Consider the following 21,545-nt stretch of genomic DNA (forward strand, 5'->3'; position numbering starts at 1 on the left):
AAGTTAATCGTTTTCCGGGCTTACTTTATTCAAAAAAAGAAAAGTCGCAATCCCTGCAATCGCGGACATGGTTGTTGCTAAAATAGCACTTCCGATCACATATTGGAGGAGATTATTTTTCACCAGTTCAAAATTCAGATCCTGACTCAGAATATTACTGTCACCATGAACAAAAGGTGCGCCCAAAAACAGGCAAGCCGCAATAATAAAAGGAATAAATGGCGGTAGGCTCACATTTGAAGCTACAAAAGCCAAGATTTTATTCAACTTAAAAAGTACGGCCAAAGATATCACCAGTAAAGTATGAAATCCCCAAAAAGGAGAAAATCCTATAAAAACACCCAATGCAATAGAAAATGCTTTGGTACGATTGGTTCCGTCACTTTCCAGAACGTCCTCTTTTATAAATTTTTTAATGCTTTTTTTTTTGAAATTATTCACGAAATTTCTCGGAATAATGTACAGCAAAGTGATTGTCACCAAAATCGTATTCAGAATACTGATCCTCGTAAAATCTTTGAAAGGCCTGAAATGCGAAACTCTTTCTGCGGGATCATACAAAACCTTGATAGGAACATTTTTCACAGGTACGTGTCGCCATGCAGTTCTTACAATAATTTCAATCTCAAACTCGAATTTCGGTGTAAAATATTTTTTCGGGATTTTGTGTAAAGGATATAATCTGTACCCGGATTGGGTGTCTTCCAGCTTAATTCCTGTTTCAAACCAAAACCAAAAATTGGAAAAACGGTTCCCGAAACTGCTTTTCTTTGGAATCCCGTCTTGAGACATATTCCGGTTTCCGATCAGTAAAACATCCTGCTCTTCATGGGCTAGGGCTTCTACAAAAACAGGAATGTCATCCGGATAATGCTGTCCGTCTGAGTCGATGGTTATAGCGTAATTGTACCCCAATTTTTTCCCCTTTCTGAATCCGGTTTTCAATCCATTGCCTTTTCCTTTGTTTTCAGGTAAATTAATTACCGTTATTTGAGGATAATGATTTAAAATTTCCAATGTAGAATCGGTAGAGCCGTCGTTTACAACAATAATATTTCCGGTATAATCCAAGACACCGTCAATCACCCTTTTCAGGGTTTTTTCGTTGTTGTAAGTAGGTATTAAAACACAGATTTTCTTTTCTGAAATCGCGTTCTGTACTTCAGGCAGGGTCATTGGTTTATTTTAATGTTGCTCTTTCTGTGTCCGTGATGGTTTTAGATTGTGCTGCAAATCTTTTAATATAATTTTTCATGGTAGCATTTTGCTTGCCGTAATTATTTAAAATAAATGTCTTGTCATCTTTAAGGCTTCCTCTGTATCCTACGATTTTCGGAATATTTTCCTGAATACTTAATCTTATTAATCTTAATTCGATATTATTAGGATTATTTTTAATAATACTTTCAAGGGTTGTTGCGCCGGATTTTACAAGAGATTTTCTGTTTTGTTTGGCAATTTTTGCTTCCATAATCTTTGCAGCGGCTTTGTAACCGTTTGTCACCACATCAGAACCTGATTGTTTTTCTGCGATATTAATGAAAGCTTCTGTATTTGCATTGGAGGAATTTGCTTTTGCATAGCTGTTTCTTAATGCATCAAGACCTGTTTGAAAGAATAAAAAAAATACCGTTAAGAAAGATAAAATAAGTTTCATATTGTCAATTTTTGATAGTTAACTGACATTTTTAATGCAATTGTCTCGCCAAAAGACGTGATGTTTTTTACTTTAACTTCGTTTTCCGTTTGAGTAATATCCAGTTGAAGTTTCAGGTCCGGTGTTTCAAATGGATTGATAATCGCCATAAATTTCACATTAGAAGCTGATTTTAAGAATAATTTTAACCCTGTAAACTCTTCAGAAAGTTCCTTTACAATCTGCATCATACAAACTCCCGGAGTCACAGGATTTCCAGGAAAATGACCCTTGAAAATATCATGATCTTTATTTAAGCTGATATTGGCAACGAAACCCCCGTTCTCTGTCTGTTCATAAGACTGTAAAATATAAAAATCTGTAAGAATTGTTTGCATAGATTACTCTGTTTCAGTGATTTGAAATAATTTTATGTTGATTTTGAAATCTTTGTGCTGAAGATTTAAACTATCCGCGAAGATATGTTTTTTTGCATCAAAAGTAAAATCGATTTTTTCCTTATTGTTTTTTGTATATATAATTTGATTCAGCAAATTATTTTCTTTGTTGAAAAATAAATAATAAGTTTTCTTATCAATTTTTGAAAGATAAATTTTAAATTTTTCGTTTTCAAAACTTTCATTCACAGGATATTTCTGCTTTAAAAGCTGTTGGAAATCATCCTTTAAAAAATTAATGACAATTTTTTTATCTAAATCGGGAAGAACATAATTCAATGTAAAATTATCCTTTGAAATTTCAAAATCGATTAATTTATTTCCAAAATCAGATGTTAATACAACACGGTGAGTCGTTTCGTTGATTTTTTTAATAATAAGAATTCCACTTACGTGATTTTTATAAATATCCATTTGGCATTTATAAACATAATCTTCATTGGATGAAAAGTATAAGTTTTCAACTGTTTTCTCAAAGTTTGGAGTAGGTTTTACACCCGTAAGCTTGTATGTTTTACACGAAAGAAACAGCAGAAAAACTAAACTATAAAGAAAACTCTGAAGCAGGAATCGACGCATTGATTTTTGTGTTTTTAAAAACAATATTGGTAGTATCCCCCGAAGCTTCCGTCATATTTACCTGTGAAACCGTTGACTGGTTTTTAGGAAAATGAAGTTCAATTTGCTTAATATATTTCAGTAATTGTGTAGATTTAGGAGTAAATTTTGCAATATTAAAATTCGCATTTTTAAAATAGCTCACAGAAAATTCCGGATCGTTGAACATCTGCCCGTTTGAGCTGCCGACAATTAATTTATTAATCTTTTCAAAGGTTTTACTTTTTGCATCAACGGAAGATTTTTTACCCTGATCGTTAATGAAAATTTTATTTTCCTTAAAAACAATGCTGTATTGATAAGGTTTTGTGTACTTCCAGCTCAACATATTCGGGGATTTTAAAGACATTTTCCCATGAGTAACAATGTTTTTATCCAAAAAGTCCATTTTTTTGGTTTGGGTAAAATCACTTTGCAATGTTTTTATCTGCTTTGTTTCGGATGAAATTTTTGTCACGAATGCTTTTGCCTCTGCTCCGGACATTGCTGTATTTTGAGCAAAAAAGAGACTGGAAACTAATAAAAATGCCCCAAAAGCAATATTTTTAATCATTTTTCTTTGAATTTGTAATTGTATCAATTGTAAAAGTCGAATATTTTTTATCCTTCAAAAATAGCAATAAATCTACCAAAACATTATACGTTTTTTCCGAAGTATCGTGAAGAAGAACTATACTTCCTTTTTTTAATCCTTTTGTTACTTTTCGGTAAATTTTTTTCTCATCTTCTATGATCGTGTCTAAAGAACGGACATTCCATCCGATACTTTTTTTGTGGGTTTTCTTAATCGCTTTTGCAATATTCGGGTTGGTAACTCCGAATGGAGGCCGGTACAAATCTGTTTTAATTTTTCCGGTTTTAGAGATAATCTCATCACATTTTTCAATTTCTTCAACCATTTTTGAAGTTGACAAAAATCCGGTATTATTTGAATGTGAAAGGGTATGATTTCCAATGATATGGCCTTCATTGATAATCCTTTGGAATATTTCAGGATGTTTTTCAATCTGTTTTCCGATGCAGAAAAAGGTTGCTTTTACCTGATTTTCTTTTAAAATATCTAAAAATCTCGGAGTAAATTCAGTGGGTCCATCATCGAAAGTCAATGCTACTTCCTTGATCTTTGTTCTTTTATGAGTAATATTATTAATAAAATAGCCTAATGTGATATCAAAAGAACCCCAAACTACTACCGCTGAAAACGCAAAAAAACAAAACAAATACACCCAAACACTCCCATGAAATGCATAAACAAATACATTACAGAAAAGATAAAATAGAATAAACGGGTAGTGTTTCATCTTTAAGTTGTTTTTGAGTTTTGGTTAAAATATTTAAGCCTTCTCCAACAAAACCAAACTATGATCATTTCCTCCAAGATGATTATACAGTAGGATATTTTTAATACCTTCTTTTTTGACAGTATTAATCATCATCACTTCCGGAATCTCTTGATTTTTAAGAATATGACAAGCCATAAATGTAGAAAAACCACTTGCTGTATTAAATTCTCCACTTAAATGTTTGTAATACAACAACGCAGAATCATTAAATAAATCCATTATTTCCGTATAATAAACATCAGACTTTGCATCTCCACTGAAGCCTAAAATTACAGCGTCAATATGATTATTAGTTAAATCATTTTTAGCTAAAAAATCTTCAATAAATTGTTGAGTTTCTGCTACATCTAATCTACTGCTAATTTTAATATCTTTCAATTGTGCGTAAGATTTCTCTGTTTTATTTTTTCCTAAGACAAAAAAACTTGCACCTTCACCCCAGATAACTCCATCCGTTGTTGAATGTAAGTAGTCAACGGGAAAATTTTCATCTTTTTTGATGGTATTGTTTAATTTATACAACGCCATTGTTCTGTCGGTTTGTTCGTCTGTAGAACCTACCAAAATATTGTCAGCTTCTCCGTCATTAATTTGAAGCTTTGCGTCCAAAAACGAAAACTCAAGGGCCGAAGAAGTGTTTACATAGGTGAAATTATAAGCGTGACATTGCAGTCCCAAAGCAATTTGCCCTGCAACCGTATTGTGAGTGGATTGAATAAAATAAGTCGGAGTCAAAAATTCTTCATTATTTTCAAGAACATTTTTCAAGAACTTTTCAGAATCCTGTGAACAGCCCATTCCGGTTCCTACAATAATCGCGTCTGGCTTTTCAATTCCTGCTTCTTTTAATGCGAAGTGTGATGCTACCGAGCTCATTTTCACTGTTTTAGACATTCTTCTGCTCATGGTTGGCGGAATGAATTCTTTGTAATTCGGTTCAATAGCTTTTACAATCTGAGTGAAATTCTCAGACTTAAGATTTTGAAAGAATTGAGCGTTTAAAGTGTCCTGAATAGAGATGCAGGCTGCACTGTTGATGTAAACTACACTCATGATTTTGAGAAAATTAAAGTTGAACAATTTCCTCCAAATCCAAATGAATTGGAAAGCACATGATTAATATTTTTCTCTTTCAATTCTGTAACAGGCGTCAAATCAAATTCTTCCATTTTTGTTTTAAAATTCAAGTTTGGAAAAATGACATTATTTTGCATTGCTAAAATCGAATAAACAGCCTCAATTCCCGCCGCCGCCGCCAGAGTGTGACCTGTAAACGCTTTCGTAGAACTGAATTCAGGGACATTGTTTTCACCAAAAATTCTGATCATTGCAATACCTTCTGATAAATCATTATTTGGAGTTGCTGTTCCATGAACATTGATATAATCGATGTTTTCCTTTTGTAAACCTGAAACTTTTAAGGCTTTTTCCATTGCTAAATAGGCACCTTGTCCGTTCTCAGAAGAAGCGGTTTGGTGATGGGCATCATTCGCATTTCCATAACCTGAAAGATAACCGAGAACTTTTTTATTTTCTTTTTTAACAATTTCGTCGGATTCCAAAATAAGGAAAGCGGCTGCTTCACCCAAATTCAGGCCTTTTCTGTCATTATCAAAAGGGGTGTTGTAAGAATCGGTAAGAATCATCAACGTGTTAAATCCATTCAGAGTAAACTTTGAAAGTGAATCCGTTCCACCAACAATTACGCGGTCCAAAACACCGTTTTTAATCAGTTTTGCACCCATCATAATGGCATTTGCAGCAGATGAACAGGCTGTACTGATGGTAGAAACCATGCCTTTTAAGCCAAGAAAATCCGCAATCGCCAATGAGGAATTTCCGGCATCGTGAGAGTCGATATATTTTTGCTTTTCAGGGAAATCTTCGTAGGTATAAAAATATTTTTCAGTGATGTCCATTCCGCCAACGCTTGTTGAGGAAATCAAGCCTGTTTTATATTCATTAATATCCGAAATTCCGGCGCTTTGTACAGCTTCTTTTGCAGCAACCATGCCTAATAAAGCGGTTCTCGTCACATTGTTGTCTTCAGAAAGCTGAAGTTTTTGGACCAATTCTTCATTAGACAATTTTATTTCGCCTGTTTTAATATTTCCGGCGTGACGGGTTTCAAACAATTGAATGTCTGAAATTCCGTGTTTACCAGATTGCAGCGAAAGAAAATTTTCCTCTACATTGTTTCCAATGGAGGAAATGATTCCCATTCCGGTTATGGCAATTTTTTGACTCATTTTATATAAAATGTAACAATTTAACAATGTAATAGTTTACCAATTAATTGCTAGACTGTTACATTGATACATTGGTATATTATTTTATTTTGTTCTGTTTTCTTCAATAAATTTCGCCATTGTGTCAATAGATGCGAAAATTTCCTTTCCTTTTTTAGGATCGGCTAATTTTATTCCATATTCTTTATCAAGAAGAACAATTAATTCAAGAGCGTCGATAGAATCCAATCCAAGGCCTCCCCCGAATAATGGATCTGTATCTTTGATTTCTTCTATTGCAACGTCTTCAAGGTTAAGAACTTCGATAATTTTGTGCTTTAATTCTTCTCTTAAGTTTTCCATAATTTCTTTTATTTTCCAATGTAACAGTTTCCAATTAAGATTGTTACATTTTTCACTGTTATATTGTTACATTTATAAAGTTAGCAAATATACAAAAGCTTTATAACTTTCCTGATAGAGTTCTACCCAGCCACACAATACTTTATCAGCCTTTCCGGACTGTAAAATCTGGGCTGAGTAATCGTTTAAAAAATTTTCATCAAATTCATCCAAAACAAAAAAAGCATTCTCTGTCTGCATTTGATGTTTGATACTGATTTCACCCACGCATATATTCGGTAAAGTATACACAAAAACGGCAGGACTTGGGAAATAATTTTCCTGAGAATTGATGCTTTCCTGATATTTAAAATCGGTGTCTAAACTTGATGATTTGTTAGCAAAAACCAACGCTGTTCTGCAGTGGTCATCATCTTTCAGTATCACTTCTGAAGCCAAAAAAGCAAGCTTACTCAAATTATCCATTTTGTGAAACTTAGGGTAATTTAGTTCTAAACTTTTATAAGCTTCTTTTGCAAACTCTGAAAATATTTCGGTTTGACTTTCAAAAATAATCTCATTATTTACGATAATTGTTGAATTTTCTATGGTGCAAATGTCTGTCTTCATTGTTAACATTTTTCTAAAACAATTGCTGCATTACACCCACCAAAACCTGAAGCTGTTTTCAAAATATATTTGATTTTTGCAGGTTGATTTTCTTTAATGATATTCAAAGGTTGGGAAATTCCCGGTTCTTCAAAGTTTTTAGATGAAATTAAAGTTCCGTGAAGTGCACTTTCCATGGAGATAATGCTTTCCAATAAACCGGATGCGCCTAAACAGTGTCCGTAAAAGCCCTTCATGCTGTTTAAAGGAACATGCTGTAATTCCATTCTGTTGAAAGCGATGGCTTCCATTTCGTCGTTGTATATTGTTGCCGTTCCATGAGCAGAAATGAAATCAATCTGTTCTGCTGAAACTTTAGCTTCTGTCATTGCATTTTTGATGCTTGCAAACAATCCTTCACCCGTTCTTGATGGCCCGGAAATATGGTTCGCATCGTTGATGGCTGAGTCTCCCAAAACTTTAAAACTAAATTTTTCGTTTTGTGAGATTCTTCCTTCGTCAGAATGACAAGTAATATAAACTGCTGCCGTTGCTTCGCCAATATTTATTCCGTTTCGGTTTTTGTCATAAGGTTTGCAAGGTTCAGTTCCAATTGCCTGAAAAGAATTAAATCCTGAAATCACAAATTCTGTAATCTCATCGCCTGCAACAATGAAAGCATTTTTATATTTTCCGGCTTGAATCATGTTTTTCGCAACAGCAATCGCCATTACTCCCGAAACACAGGCGTTAGAAACAACAATAGGTTTTGTTTTAAATCCGAAAAAATCAGCGATTTTTTGTGCTAAGCTTGAAAGAAAAACCCCTTCCGGCAAAGTCGTCTGATTTTTTAATAAACTGATATTTCCTTTTGTTGTCGATAAAATAAATGCGGTTTCTTCTGTGATGTTATGTCTTTCAATTAAAGGTTTTAGACTTAACAAAAACATTTTTTCCAGTCTGGTGAAATTAAGATTCTCAAAGTGCTTTTGAAACTCGTTTTCCAGTTTTTCAGAATCAATCATTGAAGCGAAAAACGAGTCATGATTTTCGATAACTTTATGTAAAGCTACACCTGATTTTCCTTCTAAAAGAGCATTCCAATTGGAAGAAACATCAAAACCTAAAGGAGTGACGCAGTTATAATCTGTTATGTAAACTTCTTTTCTCATAATCCCATTTTATCTTTCCAAGCTTGAAAAAACTCAGGATTATACAGGCATAAATTATTATCAGAATCCAAGAAAACCTGAATAGTTTCTCCGGAACAGACTAATTTATTGTTTTCGTTAAAAAGCTCGTATCGGTAAATTAATTTCGCTGAAGTGGAATTCACGAAAGTCGTTACAATCTTAAAGGTTTCTCCGTATTTTAAAGGAAGAAAATGTTCGCATGTACTTTTTACAATAGGTGTAACGTAACCAGCCTTTTGAATATCAAGATAGGTCAACCCATGTTCGCGCCCGAAAGCTTCCCTGCCATCCTCGAAATACACGATGTAATGCCCATGCCAGACGATTCCCAAAGGATCTGTCTCATTGAATCTTACGCGGATTTCTTCCGTGCAACTTAATATGTTTTTTTCAGACTGCATTTTGTTTTCTTTCGTAGAATAGTGAAATGGATACCACTGCAAGATAAAATAAAAATAATAAAGCGAGTTCTTTGGCGATTCCTCCGATTCCGCTGTTTCTTAAAATGATGTCGTAATAAGCATTTAACCCCCAATTCATCGGGGAAAATTTTGCGACGGTCTGCATAAAATCCGGCATTAAAAATACCGGAACCCAAATTCCTCCGATGGCTGCCAAAACAACAACGGAAGTTGCTCCAAACGGCGCAGATTGTTCCTGAGTATCGGCAATTGTTCCCAATAAAACCCCGAAACCAATCGCTGCCAAACCTGCAAAAATGGTAACAATAATCAAATGAAACATTTTTCCTGTCACATCAAACTGTGGCAGATCCATATAAGGGAAAAGGTAAATTCCTACTGCAACCATCAGCAAAAACTGAACGATACAGATAATAAGATAGGTAAATGTTTTCCCTAAAATATGCACAAAATATGGAGTTGGGCTGATTCTTACCCTTACGCTCGTTCCCTGGCTTTTTTCTTTAACTAAATTAATAGATAAAGGTACAACGATAAAGAAAATTGCAAACAGCGCCCAAGCGGGAACGTTGTGCTGAACAGAGTTCGGAATGATTTCCGTCGCTCCTTTTTTCGGAGTGATTTCTTTAAAGCTTATTAAATTTTTATTTTCTTCAAGATTTTCCGTGGTTCCCAATTGGTCCTGGAAAGCTTTGTAAATCTTTTTATTTTCGATTTCAAAAACCATTTTATTCACGGAATTCATCACGGAGTTTTTGAATCCGGCATTGGTAGCAGGGTCAAAATACAAATGAATGTCTTTGGCTTTTATATCAACTTTCTTTTTGGCCGAGGCAGAATCGGTTTCAATTCCGAACGAACTGACGATTGCCTGAACTTTAGAATCAATATTTGAATTTAAATCTTTCGTTAAATTTTCCGGAATGACGATGGCCATCTGATAATCACCTGAAAAAACTGCATTTTGAGCTGATTTTTCATTATAATTGGTCAAAAGCTGGAACGTTTTGCTGTTTTCAAGCTCTTTTTTGATGCTTTTTGAAACCTCAGCTTTATCTTTATCAATGAAAATAATCGGGATTTTTGAACCTTCAAGATTTTTAAAAGTAGAATCCTGAATCAATGTAATCGTGACGATCAACAATAAAGGCATTACGAAAATAATCACAATTCCTCCGATATCTCTTTTCAGTAAAAGGATTTCTTTAACGAAGCTTCTCCACAGTTTATACAACAACATCTCTTAATTCTTTTCCGGTTAATGAAATGAAAACATCCTCCAAGTTTTCGGCGCTGGCCACTCTTGTCACCAGTTCTTCGGGTGTTCCTATGGCGTGGATTTTTCCTCGATCGATAATCGCAATTTTAGTACAAAACTCTTCCGCTTCCGAAAGGTGATGGGAGGTATAAATGATGCAAGTCCCGTTTTTGTTTAATTCCTGCAAGAAATCAATAATTACTTTTTTAGATTGAACGTCAACGCCAACTGTGGGTTCGTCCAGGAACAAAACTTTTGGGTTGTGAAGTGTTCCGGCAATAAGGTTGCAACGGCGTTTCATCCCTCCCGAAAACTGTTCTATTTTTTTATCAGCGAATTTTGACAATCCCATGATTTCCAAAGATTCGTCGATGGCGTTTCTTAGTTTTTTATGGCTTAAACCATACAGGCTTCCGAAAAACATTAAGTTTTCTCTGGCTGTAAGGGTTGGGTATAAAGCGTATTCCTGAGGAACAATTCCGATAATTTGTCTTAATTTATAGCCGTCTTTTTGAGGAGATAATCCATTAATTTTAAATGTCCCTGAGGTCGGTTTTATCAATCCGGAAAGCATGGAAATCAAAGTAGTTTTTCCTGCTCCATTGGGGCCGAGGATTCCATAAATCTCATCCTTTTCGATATTCAAAGTAATATCATTTACAGAAAAATCTTCTGCATTTTTGTATTTTTTATATAGATTTTTAATCTCAATAATATTCTCTGCCATGATTTAGATAGCTTTTCTCAATTTTTTATAAAAAGCTTCTTCCAGATCTGCAATATGAAGCATTGATTTTGAAAGTTCATTGTAAATATTACTTTTTGAATTTCTGTTTTTATAAACCCGTGCAATATCTACTGCGAAATCTCTCCAAAGATCACCGATTGCCGTGATTTCTTTAGACAATTCCTTTAGCTCATCATTTTTAAGAATAACTGATGCTTCCTGTAGAAAAGCTCCATAAATAAACCTGAAACCACCGCCACCGGTCCCGATTTCTTCCTGCATCCTGATCAATTGCCCTAAGTAATGATTGGTCACTTTTGTGCCTTTCTTTTCTGCCCATTTCGGGATACTTCTGGCCACCCATCTCATGGCTTTTACCCCAATAAGTGGAACCGGAGCCAGCATATTTTTACAGGTATCTTTGATTCCTTTTTTGATGGCTTCTTCGAGATTTACATTTTCGGGAATGTAGGTAGGATAGTACATGTGGCCTTTTGGAGGAAGTGCACCTTTGGCGTATCTCACTTTTTCAAGTTCTGCTTCTGAGAGAGAAGTGGTGTAATCCATTACGGGATCACTGATTAAAAATCTTCCGTTTTCTTTTCCATAAACCACCAAATTGTGGGCATTGAAATGGAATTTATATTCTTCAGGGAAATAAGTCAGGTTGAAAACTCCCACCTGAAGTCCTGTCGGTATATTGTTTTCAAGGTTTTTTTCAAGGGCTTTTTGAGCCTCCTGAGGATTTGAAAATTTTACTCTTTTAATTTTAATTCCCAGTCTTTTTGCTGCTTTGCTGAAAATAGCTCCGGGCATTGGCCTGTAACTAAAACCGGGTGCAAAATTTACTTTTAAAAAAGGTAAATACACAAAGAATAATCCGGAACCGATTCCGAAAATCATAGGCTCGCTGAGCTTTAAACCTTTGTTTAATAATAAATTAGAGGCGACACCGTTTTCGCAATGTGCGGTCTGATGGTGTTCAAAATTGAGTTTCATTTTTAACTTTTGTCTTTATATCTGGAAAATAAATTTATTTTGTTGAGATTCTTCGTTCCTCAGAATGACAAACTCTGTTTATTTTAATAATTCTATTTTCCGTCGAAGTTTTTTAATTCATCCACTGAAATTCCGAATGCATCGGCATATTTTTTCAGTACGGATTCGCTTAGTGTTTTAAATATTTTTGGTTTTGCGTGTCTTTTTACACGCCATTGCCACATTCCGACATAGGCTGAAAGAACCTGTAAATCCATTTTATTCAGTTCCATGAAATAAATGATAGGACTTACTATATTATTGGCAACATTTTGTTTTGCTTCTTCAATTCTCTCATTAATCAGCTCCATGGATTCCTCCAAAGCTGCTTTTTTGGCTTCCCAACCAATGCTGTTGGCGGTGGTGTAATTATCGTTTTCATCAGTCACATACAACACTTCGGTCATGTTGGCTGATTTCAGATTGCTCTCGTCTTGAGGAAGGTCTTGCTTTTTCATTAGTTAGTGCTTTACTTCTTGAATAAACAAATTTATTTCAGCTCTTATTAATAATTCATCATTATTAAAAGTCTCACAAAAGATATTGCAGATGTTTTCAAACTGCGAAATCAATGACGCTTTTGAAATGATTTTATCACCGACTTTCGGCAAGGCGAAAACTTCAATTTTTTTGATATTGGTAATAAAACCGATCACTTTTGTGTCTGCTTCAGGATTTTCGAAGAAACTTTGCCCGAAAATGGATGAACAGGTCTGCGCAGAATTTTCAATTAAACCAACTTCTGTAAACTCATTATTATGAACAAAAATATTATCTTCTTTGATTTCAAAGGAAGTCACAACTTTTTCTTTGGTCAGTTCCAAAATATGATCCGCCATAAGCATCGGCTCGCGATGTGGCAGAAAATTGTGCATGTTGATGATATGTTCTTCCTTGATTTCCATTGCTTTACATTATAACAGTTTTCATTTGAGATTTTGCAATAATCTCATCATTTACCTTTGTCACGACATCTACCAGCGTTACTCCCATCAATTCATTGAGGATAGAAATTTCTGATGTCAATTGATCTCCCAATTCCGGTAATGCCGTTGCCTCAAAAGTTTTAATAGCACCGATGTAGCCTGTTGGAGCTTCTTTACCTAACAGATAAAATTTGTATCCGGTATGTAAAGCTACACTCTGTGCCTGATGTTCCACCAAGCCTGAAGCCTGAAAAACTCTATTCTGAACAAAAATGTTTTCCTCTTTTATTTCAAAACCTGAAATCAAATGATTTTCAGAATAATCCGTAATGCTGTTTACCATTACGAAAGGAAATCGCTGCGGAATTAAACTTTCCACAAAATTTTGATCAGATGTTGGCAGTTTGTTTTCCATTAGCAAACCGTTAATAAAGCACAAGAATAAGCAAATCTTCCACTTTCCGGAACACAAAGAAGTACTTTTTCTCCTTTTTTCAACTTTCCGGAATTCATTAATTGTTCCAGGGCGATGAAAATAGAACCTGCACCGATGTTTCCAACCTCAGAAAGGTTGTAGAACCACTTTTCCCAAGGGAAATCCAATCCTACTTTGGCAAATTCGTCTTTTAAGCCTTCTTTAAAATATCCTGAAGAAATATGAGCCAAAACGTGGTCCACAGTATCCGGATCAAGGTTGTGCTTGTCGAAAGATGATCTCAAACTTTCTGCGCCTTTTACCAAAATATATTTATCTAAAACTTTCGTGTCTTGTTTTAATGCAAAAATTGATTGCTTCAACCATTCGTCAGAAGGATAATCTGCCCAAGATTTTAAGCTTCCGTCTTCTTGCTTTTCTGTCCCTGCATACATACACGCTTCGATTTCGTGAGCATAGGAATAGAAGTCTATAAATTCTATTTTTAAGGAAACTTCGTTTTCTCGTGGCTGTCCTTCCAATAAAAATGCACCCGCCCCGTCAGACAACATCCATCTTAAAAATTCTCTTTTGAAGGCGATGATCGGTCTTTCTTCCAATAAGATCAGGTTTTCTGCCTCATGGTTGAATTTATCTGCAGTCATCCATGCAGACATTCTTTCAGAGCCAACACAGACTGCATTTTTATGAACTCCTGCTTTTACAGAAAGGAATCCGTAGTTCAAAGCATTCATTCCGGAATTACAAAGACCTGATGCGGTATTGATGGCGAGAGACTTATTCATATCCAATTCTCCATGAACCATCGAAGCATGCGAAGGCTGGATCTGATCCGGAGAAGAAGTCCCTACGGACAGCAATTCCATATCTTCTTTTTTAAATTTCTCATCAAAAAGCCCTTCCACAGCTTTGGCTGCGATTTGTGCGTTGGTATGAGTTGGGTTTCCTTCTTTATCTAAAGCATAATATCTTGTAGTAATCTTGTTGTTTCTTAAAATAATAGACTTTGCTTTTGAGGGAGCGCCGTTTATATAGCCAAGATACGTTTCCATCTCGTCATTAGAAACCGGTTCATTAGGTAAGTATGTAAATGCTTTTGTTATGAATACGTCGTTCATTCTATTTTAAATTAATTCCTTGTAAATATTCTCTTTGTTTTTTTCTTTTAAACCAAAAAAGTGGGGTTGTCAACAAGTGTAAAACCAACACGATCGGTGAAATAATCCATATGGCTGCCATCAAATATACCTTAAAGAATTTGATCAGCAATGGTCGTTTTTCTTTTTTCTTAATGATGAGATTAGACCAAACAGTGAAAATTTTGTTTCCCACTTTTTCTACCCTTACCAAAAATGGCCTGATCTCCACAGCTCCGTTTTTTATCAGATCCGGCTGAAGAGTATTCAAATCATTATTGGCGAAATGTCTTTCAATAATCTCGCCATATTTTACAGAACCTGAAATTTCTTCCTCCGAAACTCCGGCAGCGGGCAATATTCCGGACTTTTCTTTTTGTCCGGTAGTCATCCAGCGAAGGATGGTCAATACACTTGTATAATTGTCGTGTCTGTCTACCAGTGCAATATTTCCTACCAGATTAGCTTTTAAATCTCTTAAATAAACTTTCAGCTTTTCCTGCGATAGCATCCACATATTTCTTGTTCCGGAAATGGTGACAACCGGTGTGTTTTTTAAAATACCTTCCGCAAAGCTGCTTTTTAAGAATGAAATAATCGGGATAGAAGGCGTCAGATACCAAACCTGATATCCGAATATGATAAGATCAAACTTTTTGTTTAGCACCTCTTGAGGCGGAGGAAGGATTTCGCTGGGAATCTGCAGGTAAGATTCCGGAAATGTATTGAAGAAAACATCACTGGACCAAGGGAAAGGAAATTCTTTCTTCAGCTGGATATTGTAAAAAGTAACATCATAGTCATCCTTTTTTTCTTCAAAAGGACGGGCAACATTTTTCACAATATCCTCCAGCTGGCCGGTCTGTGAATAATATATAATCAGTATATTTTTTTTCATTAATACTTTTTAGCGTTTACAAAAATATGCTTTTCCTATTTATTATCTGGTTTTAAATATTTTTAATGATTCTGAACTGAATTTTAATTCATAATTCCTATTTTCAAAAGGATTGTTCTGAATGTTCAGAAGGGCGATGGTTTCAGGTAATTCCGTGATTTCACCGCTATTAAAATTTTCATCTGAAATCAAAAGAACGTCAATACTCTTATTAATTTCCGTAAGATCTTTTATGTAATTAATCTTTCTCCTTTTTACTATATAATTCTGCTGGGCAATTGTTCTTTTCTCTTCATTCTTTATAAATGTGAAGATTCTTCTGCCTGCTTCCTGAAGGGTAAGTAAAACATCTTTTTGCCCAAAATCATCTGCAAAGTGCAAAATGTTTGCATCTTTTGGAATATGCCTGTTCAATTCAAAATAAGCAGATTTGTTGGCTTTGAAATCTTCCTTCATCTCTTTTACCACTTCATTATCCTTATATAAGAAACTTAAAAATAATTTTTTCTTAAAATAATTTTCATCTTCAAGACTACTTCTCAATTTCGCAAACTCTTCTCTGAAATAAGCATTAATTTTTTTGGTTCTTTCTGAATAATTTTTACCAAATGACACATCATCCTTGTTGATTCTGTCTCCAACTTTTACTGTAATCGCACCGTCATAAATAATAAAGTCCCCTTTCGGCAACACCTCAGAATTCCCGTGAATGTAAAGCGGCAAAATGTCCAGTCCGAACCGCTCAGCCAGATAAAAAGCCCCTTTGTGGAACCTCTTCACATCGTTTGTGTAAGAGCGTTCTGCTTCCGGAAAGACAACCAGGGAATAGCCCTGTTCTATTTTTTCTTTCAATTTATCCATTCCGTTTTCGATTCCCTGCGAAACCGGATAGAAACCCAGAGCCCTTACCAATTTTCCAAATACCGGCGAATTGTACACCCAGTCATTCACCAGGTAAATAATCTTATGATTGCTCATCGCCAAAGCCAATGTATCAAGAAATGACGTATGATTTGCAATAATTACCGCCGGCCTGCTGAAATCTTCTTTTGGGTTTTTGATGACTCTTTTCTTTACAAATGGATTGGAATATAAGACAGAAGTTAAAAACTTAGCTAAAATTAATTTAATAAAATCTAATGTCCTGCCTTTTGAATTTTTCACGAAAATACTTCCAATAGCGGAAAATATCATCCCTCCTAATCCATAATACAGAAAAGAAATAATTGAATTTAATAATAATCTGAAAGTAATTGGTGAAAGTCCTTTTTTTGCCCTGTTTATGATTAATACCCTAAACCAAAACGGATATAAAGTTGAGGTAATAATGATTACGGAAAACATCCCGATCAGAGCTACTAAAGCCAAGGAATGCAATGCCGGATGTTTTGCAAAAACAAGTGATCCGATAGAAAGAATAGTTGTGAAAACCGCAAGGATAATAGAAATTCTATAAGTAGGAAGCTCATTTTTCCCTGTAGTATGTTCCTTTTGCATGGCCTGAGTAAGAAAAATACTGAAATCATCTCCTACCCCGAAAACCAGCGTACAAACTACCGTACTGAAAATATTTAATTCTAATCCCAAAAAATACAGAATCCCCGCTGTCACAACCCCCGTCAATACAATCGGGAACATGGTAAGGATGGTAAGCTCAAAATTCCTGAAGAAAACAATGATCGTCAAAATAATCGCTAAAAGAGAATAATTAATTAAAGTATTAAAATCTCTTTTTAATAAGCCTAAAAAGTTTTCATTCATTTGCTGGCGGTCAATCGCAAGAGCATCGTGATTTTTTTCAACATCTTTGATGAAGGTATCCCTTTTTTTATCATCAACTTTTACGACATTCGAAACGGTGAAAAAGCCATTTTCGTTGCTTAAAAACTCTGAAACCTGTAAAGCTTTTACTGCTGAGTAGTCTTTTAAGCTTAGCGCAGTATAATTTTTATTCAAATTTTCATTAAACTGATCAAAAGCGGAGCTGTTGAACCCGAATCTGGAGCCGTTATCAATCAGTTCGGAGATTGTCCGGTTCTTTTTATTGTTGTCCCAGAATTTTTTCCATGCTTCGATCTTTTTTTGTTGATCTTTTTCAGATAAAACAACGTTTCCAAGAGAATTATAACTTAAAATTTTCCCTTCTCGTTTTTCTTTTTCCAAAAATTGGCTTAATTGTGAGTTTCTGGCCAACGCTTCTTCTTCTGAATTCCCGTAAGAAATCGTGTAGATGGATTTTGAAGTGATGTCTGAAAGTTTCTGAAGTTTTGCTTCGCTGATTTTTAAATCTTTTGGAATATAATTTAAATCACCAATATCTTCATTAAAACCAACATGTCTGAAACCAAAAATACATGCCACAATAATAATTGAACAGACAATGATCAACGGTTTGTTTTTTTCGTAAGGATAAGAACCTATTTTGTCAATAAAATTTGCCTTCGGGCTGTGTTCTTCTTCCTTTGGTTTGTAGAGTTGAGGTACGATAATCAGTGCAGTAATTGAGGATAAAATAACGGTAATCGCAGCAAAAAGTCCCAGATCTTTCAACGCTTCCGAACGCACAAAAATCAGGCACAGAAATGAAACTGCAGTCGTCACGCTGCTTAAAATAATAGGTTTTGTAATTTCTTTGTAAAGCTCTTCAATATTATTATTGTGCTTGTAATGGGTAAGAATATGGAGAGCATAATCAATCGTAATTCCTATAAGAATGGCGCCGACACTTAGTGAAATGGCGGAAATTTTATCTTTAATAAAGTACAAGATCAAAAGGGCAAGCAAAACCGAGAACACGGTCGGCAAAAATACAATGATCGGCGTAAAAAAGTTCCTGAAATAGTAGATCAGCAAGATCAAAAGTACCGTCATGGAAATCATCACCGTATTTTGAATGTCTTTTTTGATCTGTTGGGCATTGGCAACGGCAATGACCGGCGAACCAAAATAGCTGATCTCAGTTTTTCCTTTGAATTTTTTATTAATTCCGTCCTTTATAGTATTAAGCTGGTTGATAAAGTATTCGTTGCTTTTGGTATCGTTGCTTTTATTTTTCGGGTCGAGGAAAAGCAGGAGGTTTTTGCCGTCTTTGGTGACGATATAGTTGTCTTCAAGCTTGAAATCTTTATTGACATTAAGAGCATTCAGTTTTTTGATCCCTAAAAAAGTGATTCCGAGCGGGTCTTTTTTAATAAATTCTTTGGTTACCAGGCTTGTAGGCGAAACTAATGAAACATAATTGTTTTCAACCTGTTTTGCAATGCTATCTTTTTGAAGTTTCCTTTCAATTTCCTTATAATCGTTCTCATCTAAGAATAAGGGAAGGTTTTGATTCACAAAATCGAAAGTTTCTGAGATTTCATTGTCATTAATTTTTCCCTGAACAGAGCCGATGTATTTTTGTAAAGGCTCAATTTTATTTAAAAAAGTATCTGCCGTTTCCGATAGCAGAAAACTGTCTTCATTGGATTTGTTTTCAATAATGACAATAATTTTATCAGAAAAATTAAGCTGCTTCAATACTTTTGCCGTAAGATCAGATTTTTCATTTTTGGGAATTATCTGATTGATATCTTCTTCAAAATTAATTTTTGAAGCAAAGAAACCGCATAAAACAGCTATTCCGACTGCAAAAAGTACAGACAAAAGCTTATTTTTAGCGATCAGATAATATAAAAATATAAAGAAGCGATGCATGACATTGTAAAATCAAGTTTGCAAATTTAATTTTTTCATTATTACTTTAAAAAGATTTAACAATAAGTTTTGTCTGAAAATCAATAAAATATTCTAGGTGGAATGAAAAAAACTTCTACTTTTGCAAAAGTTCCCGATTGATGAAATACATTTTAAAGCAAAAATTACCTAAGTAATATAGCTTAGATTTTGATATGTTTAAAATATTTGATGAAAAAATAAACGGATTTTTATTTGTAATAGTTCTTCCGCTTTTGTTGTTTGCGATGTCTTATTATGGGTTCGAATCATCTTATACGAGATTAAAGACTTCCGAAAGACCTCCGGCGTTTTTATTCAGTTCCGTGTATGCTTACAGGGTAATTCCTAATTACCTTAGTGTACAGATGACTGATATGATGGAATATCTTTTGAATCATCCGCTTTCTTCTTTTAAGAATTTTTTTTCCAAAAACGGAACACCTTTTTATCATGGGCTTTTCGTGATGAACAGCTTTTTCTTTATTTTGTGTTCTCTGATACTCAATTCTATTTTTAAACTTAATGCTTCAGAATTTCTTCGGAATAATAATGTAAGGAGAATTATTCATCTGCTGTCGGTTTTCTTTATTGTGATTACACAGTATGCTCCAACGAATTGTGATACCATTGCATTGTTTTGTTATCTGGCAGGTGTTTTTTTAACATTTAAATATTCATTAACCCAGAAAAAATCATACTATTATATACTGATAGCCCTAATTATTGTGTCAACCTTTGTAAGGGAAACTGCATGTCTTAATATTGCTTTTTTTGCTGCTGTTTTCTTTAACTTTAATGATTTAAAAGAAAAAAAATATAAATTTATCTGGCAGATTATTCCTTTGGTTATTGCATTTCTTGTTCCTTATTTAGGGTTGAGAAAAATGATTACGCAGGAAGAAACGACTTTTGTAGAGGGCTTTTATATTAATAGAAATTTTGGAAGCCCGTTTAATTTGGCCGGACTGTTTTTTGCAATTATTGTTTTGAACTTTATTTATCAAATGTGCATAAATGAAGAGAATAAAAATGTATTGAAAAAATATCTTTTTTTCTCAATGCCTTATCTTATTATGATCACTTTAGTGGGGCTGTTCTGGGAGGTGAGACTTTTTCTGCCTCTTATTCTTACGGCAATTATTGTGGCGCTTTATCAATTTAAAAATTCAAAAATCAAGGCATGAATTTACTGCACCCATATTATATTATAGCGATTGTTTACATGCTATTTTTCAGTATCCAGGAGGTTTTTGGCAACAAAGTTGAAAAGAAATGGTTTTGGTTTTTAGCAATTTATCTAATACTTATTGTAGGACTTCGTGATAATGTAGGACCGGATTATGGTAGTTATCGAGGGATTTATATTTATTCTGATACCAAGGAATATATTAATATTTTTAGAAAAGCACTGCATATAGAAGGTTCGGAAAATGTAGAAATAGAATGGTTGTATGCGCTGATTAATAAGATTTTACTGAATATATTTAATGCTCCGTTTTATATAGTTACCCTTGTTGTAGCAACTTTTGCGATGATCTTTAAGGTAGAATATACGGAAGACAATACATTTTATCCTTTTACCTTTACTTTATTTATGTTTATCCCGAACTTTTTCATTGGTGAAAGTGGGCAGATAAGGCAGAATTTAGGAACTTTTGTAATTTATTTTGCGATACGGTACATAAAGGAAAGAAAGTTGCTTCCCTATCTTTTTTGGGTCTTTATAGCTACGGGAATACATAATGTTTGTTATTTATTTTTACCAATGTATTGGCTTGTAAAGCTTCCTTTAAACAGGACGACTATGCTTGTTTTAATTTTAGGATCTGTTTTCCTTTCACCTTTTGAGGTTTATAGAGTTTTTGGGGATTTTCTGGGTAATTTAACAGCAGACAGTATGCTTGTTGAAGGATTTAATGGATATATTGACGAGACAGCTGAAAGATTAAACGGTGGATTTGGTATTCCTGAGGCAATGATGGCTATCCTTACTTTTTTCCTGTTTACCTTCGATAAAAAAATGGAGGAGAAATATCCATATTATGAGTATCATAAGGTATTTGCAGTATTTGGAATATGTATGTATTTTATCTTTAGAAACAATCCCGTATTCTCGTCCAGGATGGCAGGAGCATTTATCGGTTTTGCTTATGTGATTATTCCTAATGCGATGTATGTAGTTTCCTCAAATGGGAAGAAATTAATATACAGCTTTATTATTTCGTTGGTAATTTTCAATTTCGTTGTTTTTGCCAGCTTCCGAAACATTGTCGCAGGTAAATTTACAATTGACTTGTATAAGAATCATATTTTGCCGTAATAAACTTCAGCATTAAATCCGTAATTTATTATTTAAGTCTACAATTATATATTAGTATATTGAGCTTAAAAAATAATTGTAGAAGACTGATAAAAGTTCTATATTTACAAAAATTTAAAAAACACATTTTAATGAAAAATTTTAACTAAGATTTATTAGCTATTTCTTGATTTCTAATTTAGAAAAATTCTTCCACACCTTTAATACCTTAGAAAATATGTAGGTCTTTTGATTAATTAT

Annotated in this window: 23 protein-coding genes; 2 read left to right on the forward strand and 21 right to left on the reverse strand. The window is 34.2% G+C overall.

The window, feature by feature from the left end; all coding sequences use genetic code 11:
* Window positions 1-3 precede the first annotated feature (3 nt).
* From ATE47_RS18515 to ATE47_RS18615, 21 genes are all read right to left on the reverse strand, one after another.
* Window positions 4-1,176, reverse strand: coding sequence for a DUF2062 domain-containing protein (locus ATE47_RS18515; RefSeq protein WP_062163344.1), 1,173 nt, complete (start codon window positions 1,174-1,176; stop codon window positions 4-6).
* 4 nt (window positions 1,177-1,180) lie between these two features.
* Window positions 1,181-1,657, reverse strand: coding sequence for a hypothetical protein (locus ATE47_RS18520; RefSeq protein ID WP_062163345.1), 477 nt, complete (start codon window positions 1,655-1,657; stop codon window positions 1,181-1,183).
* The gene (locus ATE47_RS18525) at window positions 1,654-2,034 is read right to left on the reverse strand and encodes a 3-hydroxyacyl-ACP dehydratase (RefSeq protein WP_062163346.1); all 381 of its coding nucleotides are present in this window, start codon (window positions 2,032-2,034) and stop codon (window positions 1,654-1,656) included. Before ATE47_RS18525 ends, ATE47_RS18520 begins: the two co-directional genes overlap by 4 nt.
* A gap of 3 nt (window positions 2,035-2,037) precedes the next feature.
* On the reverse strand, window positions 2,038-2,673 hold the full coding sequence (locus ATE47_RS18530) for a hypothetical protein (protein WP_062163347.1): 636 nt from the start codon (window positions 2,671-2,673) through the stop codon (window positions 2,038-2,040).
* Window positions 2,639-3,265 (reverse strand): LolA family protein, encoded by a 627-nt coding sequence (locus ATE47_RS18535; protein WP_062163348.1) that lies wholly within the window; start codon window positions 3,263-3,265, stop codon window positions 2,639-2,641. The genes ATE47_RS18530 and ATE47_RS18535 overlap by 35 nt, the downstream gene beginning before the upstream one ends.
* The gene (locus tag ATE47_RS18540) at window positions 3,258-4,013 is read right to left on the reverse strand and encodes a polysaccharide deacetylase family protein (RefSeq protein ID WP_062163349.1); all 756 of its coding nucleotides are present in this window, start codon (window positions 4,011-4,013) and stop codon (window positions 3,258-3,260) included. The genes ATE47_RS18535 and ATE47_RS18540 overlap by 8 nt, the downstream gene beginning before the upstream one ends.
* A 33-nt stretch (window positions 4,014-4,046) precedes the next feature.
* Window positions 4,047-5,108, reverse strand: coding sequence for a beta-ketoacyl synthase N-terminal-like domain-containing protein (locus ATE47_RS18545; protein WP_062163350.1), 1,062 nt, complete (start codon window positions 5,106-5,108; stop codon window positions 4,047-4,049).
* A complete protein-coding gene (locus ATE47_RS18550; RefSeq protein ID WP_062163351.1) occupies window positions 5,105-6,304 on the reverse strand; it encodes a beta-ketoacyl-[acyl-carrier-protein] synthase family protein in 1,200 nt (399 codons plus the stop codon). Before ATE47_RS18550 ends, ATE47_RS18545 begins: the two co-directional genes overlap by 4 nt.
* 84 nt (window positions 6,305-6,388) lie before the next feature.
* On the reverse strand, window positions 6,389-6,646 hold the full coding sequence (locus tag ATE47_RS18555; protein ID WP_062163352.1) for a phosphopantetheine-binding protein: 258 nt from the start codon (window positions 6,644-6,646) through the stop codon (window positions 6,389-6,391).
* 72 nt (window positions 6,647-6,718) lie between these two features.
* Window positions 6,719-7,255: a hypothetical protein gene (locus ATE47_RS18560; protein ID WP_062163619.1), complete on the reverse strand. Its 537-nt coding sequence runs from the start codon at window positions 7,253-7,255 to the stop codon at window positions 6,719-6,721.
* A gap of 2 nt (window positions 7,256-7,257) precedes the next feature.
* Window positions 7,258-8,406, reverse strand: coding sequence for a beta-ketoacyl synthase N-terminal-like domain-containing protein (locus tag ATE47_RS18565; protein WP_062163353.1), 1,149 nt, complete (start codon window positions 8,404-8,406; stop codon window positions 7,258-7,260).
* Window positions 8,403-8,828 carry an acyl-CoA thioesterase gene (locus tag ATE47_RS18570; RefSeq protein ID WP_062163354.1) on the reverse strand — a complete coding sequence of 142 codons (426 nt, stop codon included), beginning with the start codon at window positions 8,826-8,828 and terminating at the stop codon, window positions 8,403-8,405. The genes ATE47_RS18565 and ATE47_RS18570 overlap by 4 nt, the downstream gene beginning before the upstream one ends.
* Window positions 8,818-10,089 carry an ABC transporter permease gene (locus ATE47_RS18575; protein WP_062163355.1) on the reverse strand — a complete coding sequence of 424 codons (1,272 nt, stop codon included), beginning with the start codon at window positions 10,087-10,089 and terminating at the stop codon, window positions 8,818-8,820. Before ATE47_RS18575 ends, ATE47_RS18570 begins: the two co-directional genes overlap by 11 nt.
* Window positions 10,076-10,834, reverse strand: coding sequence for an ABC transporter ATP-binding protein (locus ATE47_RS18580; protein ID WP_062163356.1), 759 nt, complete (start codon window positions 10,832-10,834; stop codon window positions 10,076-10,078). The genes ATE47_RS18575 and ATE47_RS18580 overlap by 14 nt, the downstream gene beginning before the upstream one ends.
* A 3-nt stretch (window positions 10,835-10,837) precedes the next feature.
* Window positions 10,838-11,833 (reverse strand): BtrH N-terminal domain-containing protein, encoded by a 996-nt coding sequence (locus ATE47_RS18585; RefSeq protein ID WP_062163357.1) that lies wholly within the window; start codon window positions 11,831-11,833, stop codon window positions 10,838-10,840.
* 92 nt (window positions 11,834-11,925) lie between these two features.
* Window positions 11,926-12,330: a hypothetical protein gene (locus ATE47_RS18590; protein ID WP_062163358.1), complete on the reverse strand. Its 405-nt coding sequence runs from the start codon at window positions 12,328-12,330 to the stop codon at window positions 11,926-11,928.
* A 3-nt stretch (window positions 12,331-12,333) separates the two neighbouring features.
* On the reverse strand, window positions 12,334-12,777 hold the full coding sequence (locus ATE47_RS18595) for a hypothetical protein (RefSeq protein WP_062163359.1): 444 nt from the start codon (window positions 12,775-12,777) through the stop codon (window positions 12,334-12,336).
* A 4-nt stretch (window positions 12,778-12,781) separates the two neighbouring features.
* Entirely contained in the window at window positions 12,782-13,213 is a 432-nt protein-coding gene (locus ATE47_RS18600) for a hypothetical protein (protein WP_062163360.1), read from the reverse strand.
* Window positions 13,213-14,352 carry a beta-ketoacyl-ACP synthase III gene (locus ATE47_RS18605; RefSeq protein ID WP_062163361.1) on the reverse strand — a complete coding sequence of 380 codons (1,140 nt, stop codon included), beginning with the start codon at window positions 14,350-14,352 and terminating at the stop codon, window positions 13,213-13,215. Before ATE47_RS18605 ends, ATE47_RS18600 begins: the two co-directional genes overlap by 1 nt.
* 1 nt (window position 14,353) lies before the next feature.
* Complete coding sequence (locus ATE47_RS18610) at window positions 14,354-15,268, reverse strand: hypothetical protein (protein ID WP_062163362.1); 915 nt, start codon at window positions 15,266-15,268, stop codon at window positions 14,354-14,356.
* Window positions 15,269-15,310: 42 nt separating this feature from the next.
* Window positions 15,311-18,913: an MMPL family transporter gene (locus ATE47_RS18615; RefSeq protein WP_228376295.1), complete on the reverse strand. Its 3,603-nt coding sequence runs from the start codon at window positions 18,911-18,913 to the stop codon at window positions 15,311-15,313.
* Between the two features lie 245 nt (window positions 18,914-19,158).
* Between ATE47_RS18615 and ATE47_RS18620 the strand changes: the two genes are divergently transcribed.
* Together ATE47_RS18620 and ATE47_RS18625 are read left to right on the forward strand one after the other, a co-directional pair.
* The gene (locus tag ATE47_RS18620) at window positions 19,159-20,169 is read left to right on the forward strand and encodes a hypothetical protein (protein WP_062163364.1); all 1,011 of its coding nucleotides are present in this window, start codon (window positions 19,159-19,161) and stop codon (window positions 20,167-20,169) included.
* The gene (locus ATE47_RS18625; protein WP_062163365.1) at window positions 20,166-21,305 is read left to right on the forward strand and encodes an EpsG family protein; all 1,140 of its coding nucleotides are present in this window, start codon (window positions 20,166-20,168) and stop codon (window positions 21,303-21,305) included. The genes ATE47_RS18620 and ATE47_RS18625 overlap by 4 nt, the downstream gene beginning before the upstream one ends.
* The last annotated feature ends 240 nt before the right edge of the window (window positions 21,306-21,545 follow it).

Source organism: Chryseobacterium sp. IHB B 17019 (assembly GCF_001456155.1).
Lineage (GTDB): Bacteria > Bacteroidota > Bacteroidia > Flavobacteriales > Weeksellaceae > Chryseobacterium.

Coding starts and splice junctions, on each gene's coding strand:
- ATE47_RS18515 (WP_062163344.1), bottom strand. CDS start 1,176: ATGACCCTGCCTGAAGTACAGAACGCGATTTCAGAAAAGAAAATCTGT.
- ATE47_RS18520 (WP_062163345.1), bottom strand. CDS start 1,657: ATGAAACTTATTTTATCTTTCTTAACGGTATTTTTTTTATTCTTTCAA.
- ATE47_RS18525 (WP_062163346.1), bottom strand. CDS start 2,034: ATGCAAACAATTCTTACAGATTTTTATATTTTACAGTCTTATGAACAG.
- ATE47_RS18530 (WP_062163347.1), bottom strand. CDS start 2,673: ATGCGTCGATTCCTGCTTCAGAGTTTTCTTTATAGTTTAGTTTTTCTG.
- ATE47_RS18535 (WP_062163348.1), bottom strand. CDS start 3,265: ATGATTAAAAATATTGCTTTTGGGGCATTTTTATTAGTTTCCAGTCTC.
- ATE47_RS18540 (WP_062163349.1), bottom strand. CDS start 4,013: ATGAAACACTACCCGTTTATTCTATTTTATCTTTTCTGTAATGTATTT.
- ATE47_RS18545 (WP_062163350.1), bottom strand. CDS start 5,108: ATGAGTGTAGTTTACATCAACAGTGCAGCCTGCATCTCTATTCAGGAC.
- ATE47_RS18550 (WP_062163351.1), bottom strand. CDS start 6,304: ATGAGTCAAAAAATTGCCATAACCGGAATGGGAATCATTTCCTCCATT.
- ATE47_RS18555 (WP_062163352.1), bottom strand. CDS start 6,646: ATGGAAAACTTAAGAGAAGAATTAAAGCACAAAATTATCGAAGTTCTT.
- ATE47_RS18560 (WP_062163619.1), bottom strand. CDS start 7,255: ATGAAGACAGACATTTGCACCATAGAAAATTCAACAATTATCGTAAAT.
- ATE47_RS18565 (WP_062163353.1), bottom strand. CDS start 8,406: ATGAGAAAAGAAGTTTACATAACAGATTATAACTGCGTCACTCCTTTA.
- ATE47_RS18570 (WP_062163354.1), bottom strand. CDS start 8,828: ATGCAGTCTGAAAAAAACATATTAAGTTGCACGGAAGAAATCCGCGTA.
- ATE47_RS18575 (WP_062163355.1), bottom strand. CDS start 10,089: ATGTTGTTGTATAAACTGTGGAGAAGCTTCGTTAAAGAAATCCTTTTA.
- ATE47_RS18580 (WP_062163356.1), bottom strand. CDS start 10,834: ATGGCAGAGAATATTATTGAGATTAAAAATCTATATAAAAAATACAAA.
- ATE47_RS18585 (WP_062163357.1), bottom strand. CDS start 11,833: ATGAAACTCAATTTTGAACACCATCAGACCGCACATTGCGAAAACGGT.
- ATE47_RS18590 (WP_062163358.1), bottom strand. CDS start 12,330: ATGAAAAAGCAAGACCTTCCTCAAGACGAGAGCAATCTGAAATCAGCC.
- ATE47_RS18595 (WP_062163359.1), bottom strand. CDS start 12,777: ATGGAAATCAAGGAAGAACATATCATCAACATGCACAATTTTCTGCCA.
- ATE47_RS18600 (WP_062163360.1), bottom strand. CDS start 13,213: ATGGAAAACAAACTGCCAACATCTGATCAAAATTTTGTGGAAAGTTTA.
- ATE47_RS18605 (WP_062163361.1), bottom strand. CDS start 14,352: ATGAACGACGTATTCATAACAAAAGCATTTACATACTTACCTAATGAA.
- ATE47_RS18610 (WP_062163362.1), bottom strand. CDS start 15,268: ATGAAAAAAAATATACTGATTATATATTATTCACAGACCGGCCAGCTG.
- ATE47_RS18620 (WP_062163364.1), top strand. CDS start 19,159: ATGTTTAAAATATTTGATGAAAAAATAAACGGATTTTTATTTGTAATA.
- ATE47_RS18625 (WP_062163365.1), top strand. CDS start 20,166: ATGAATTTACTGCACCCATATTATATTATAGCGATTGTTTACATGCTA.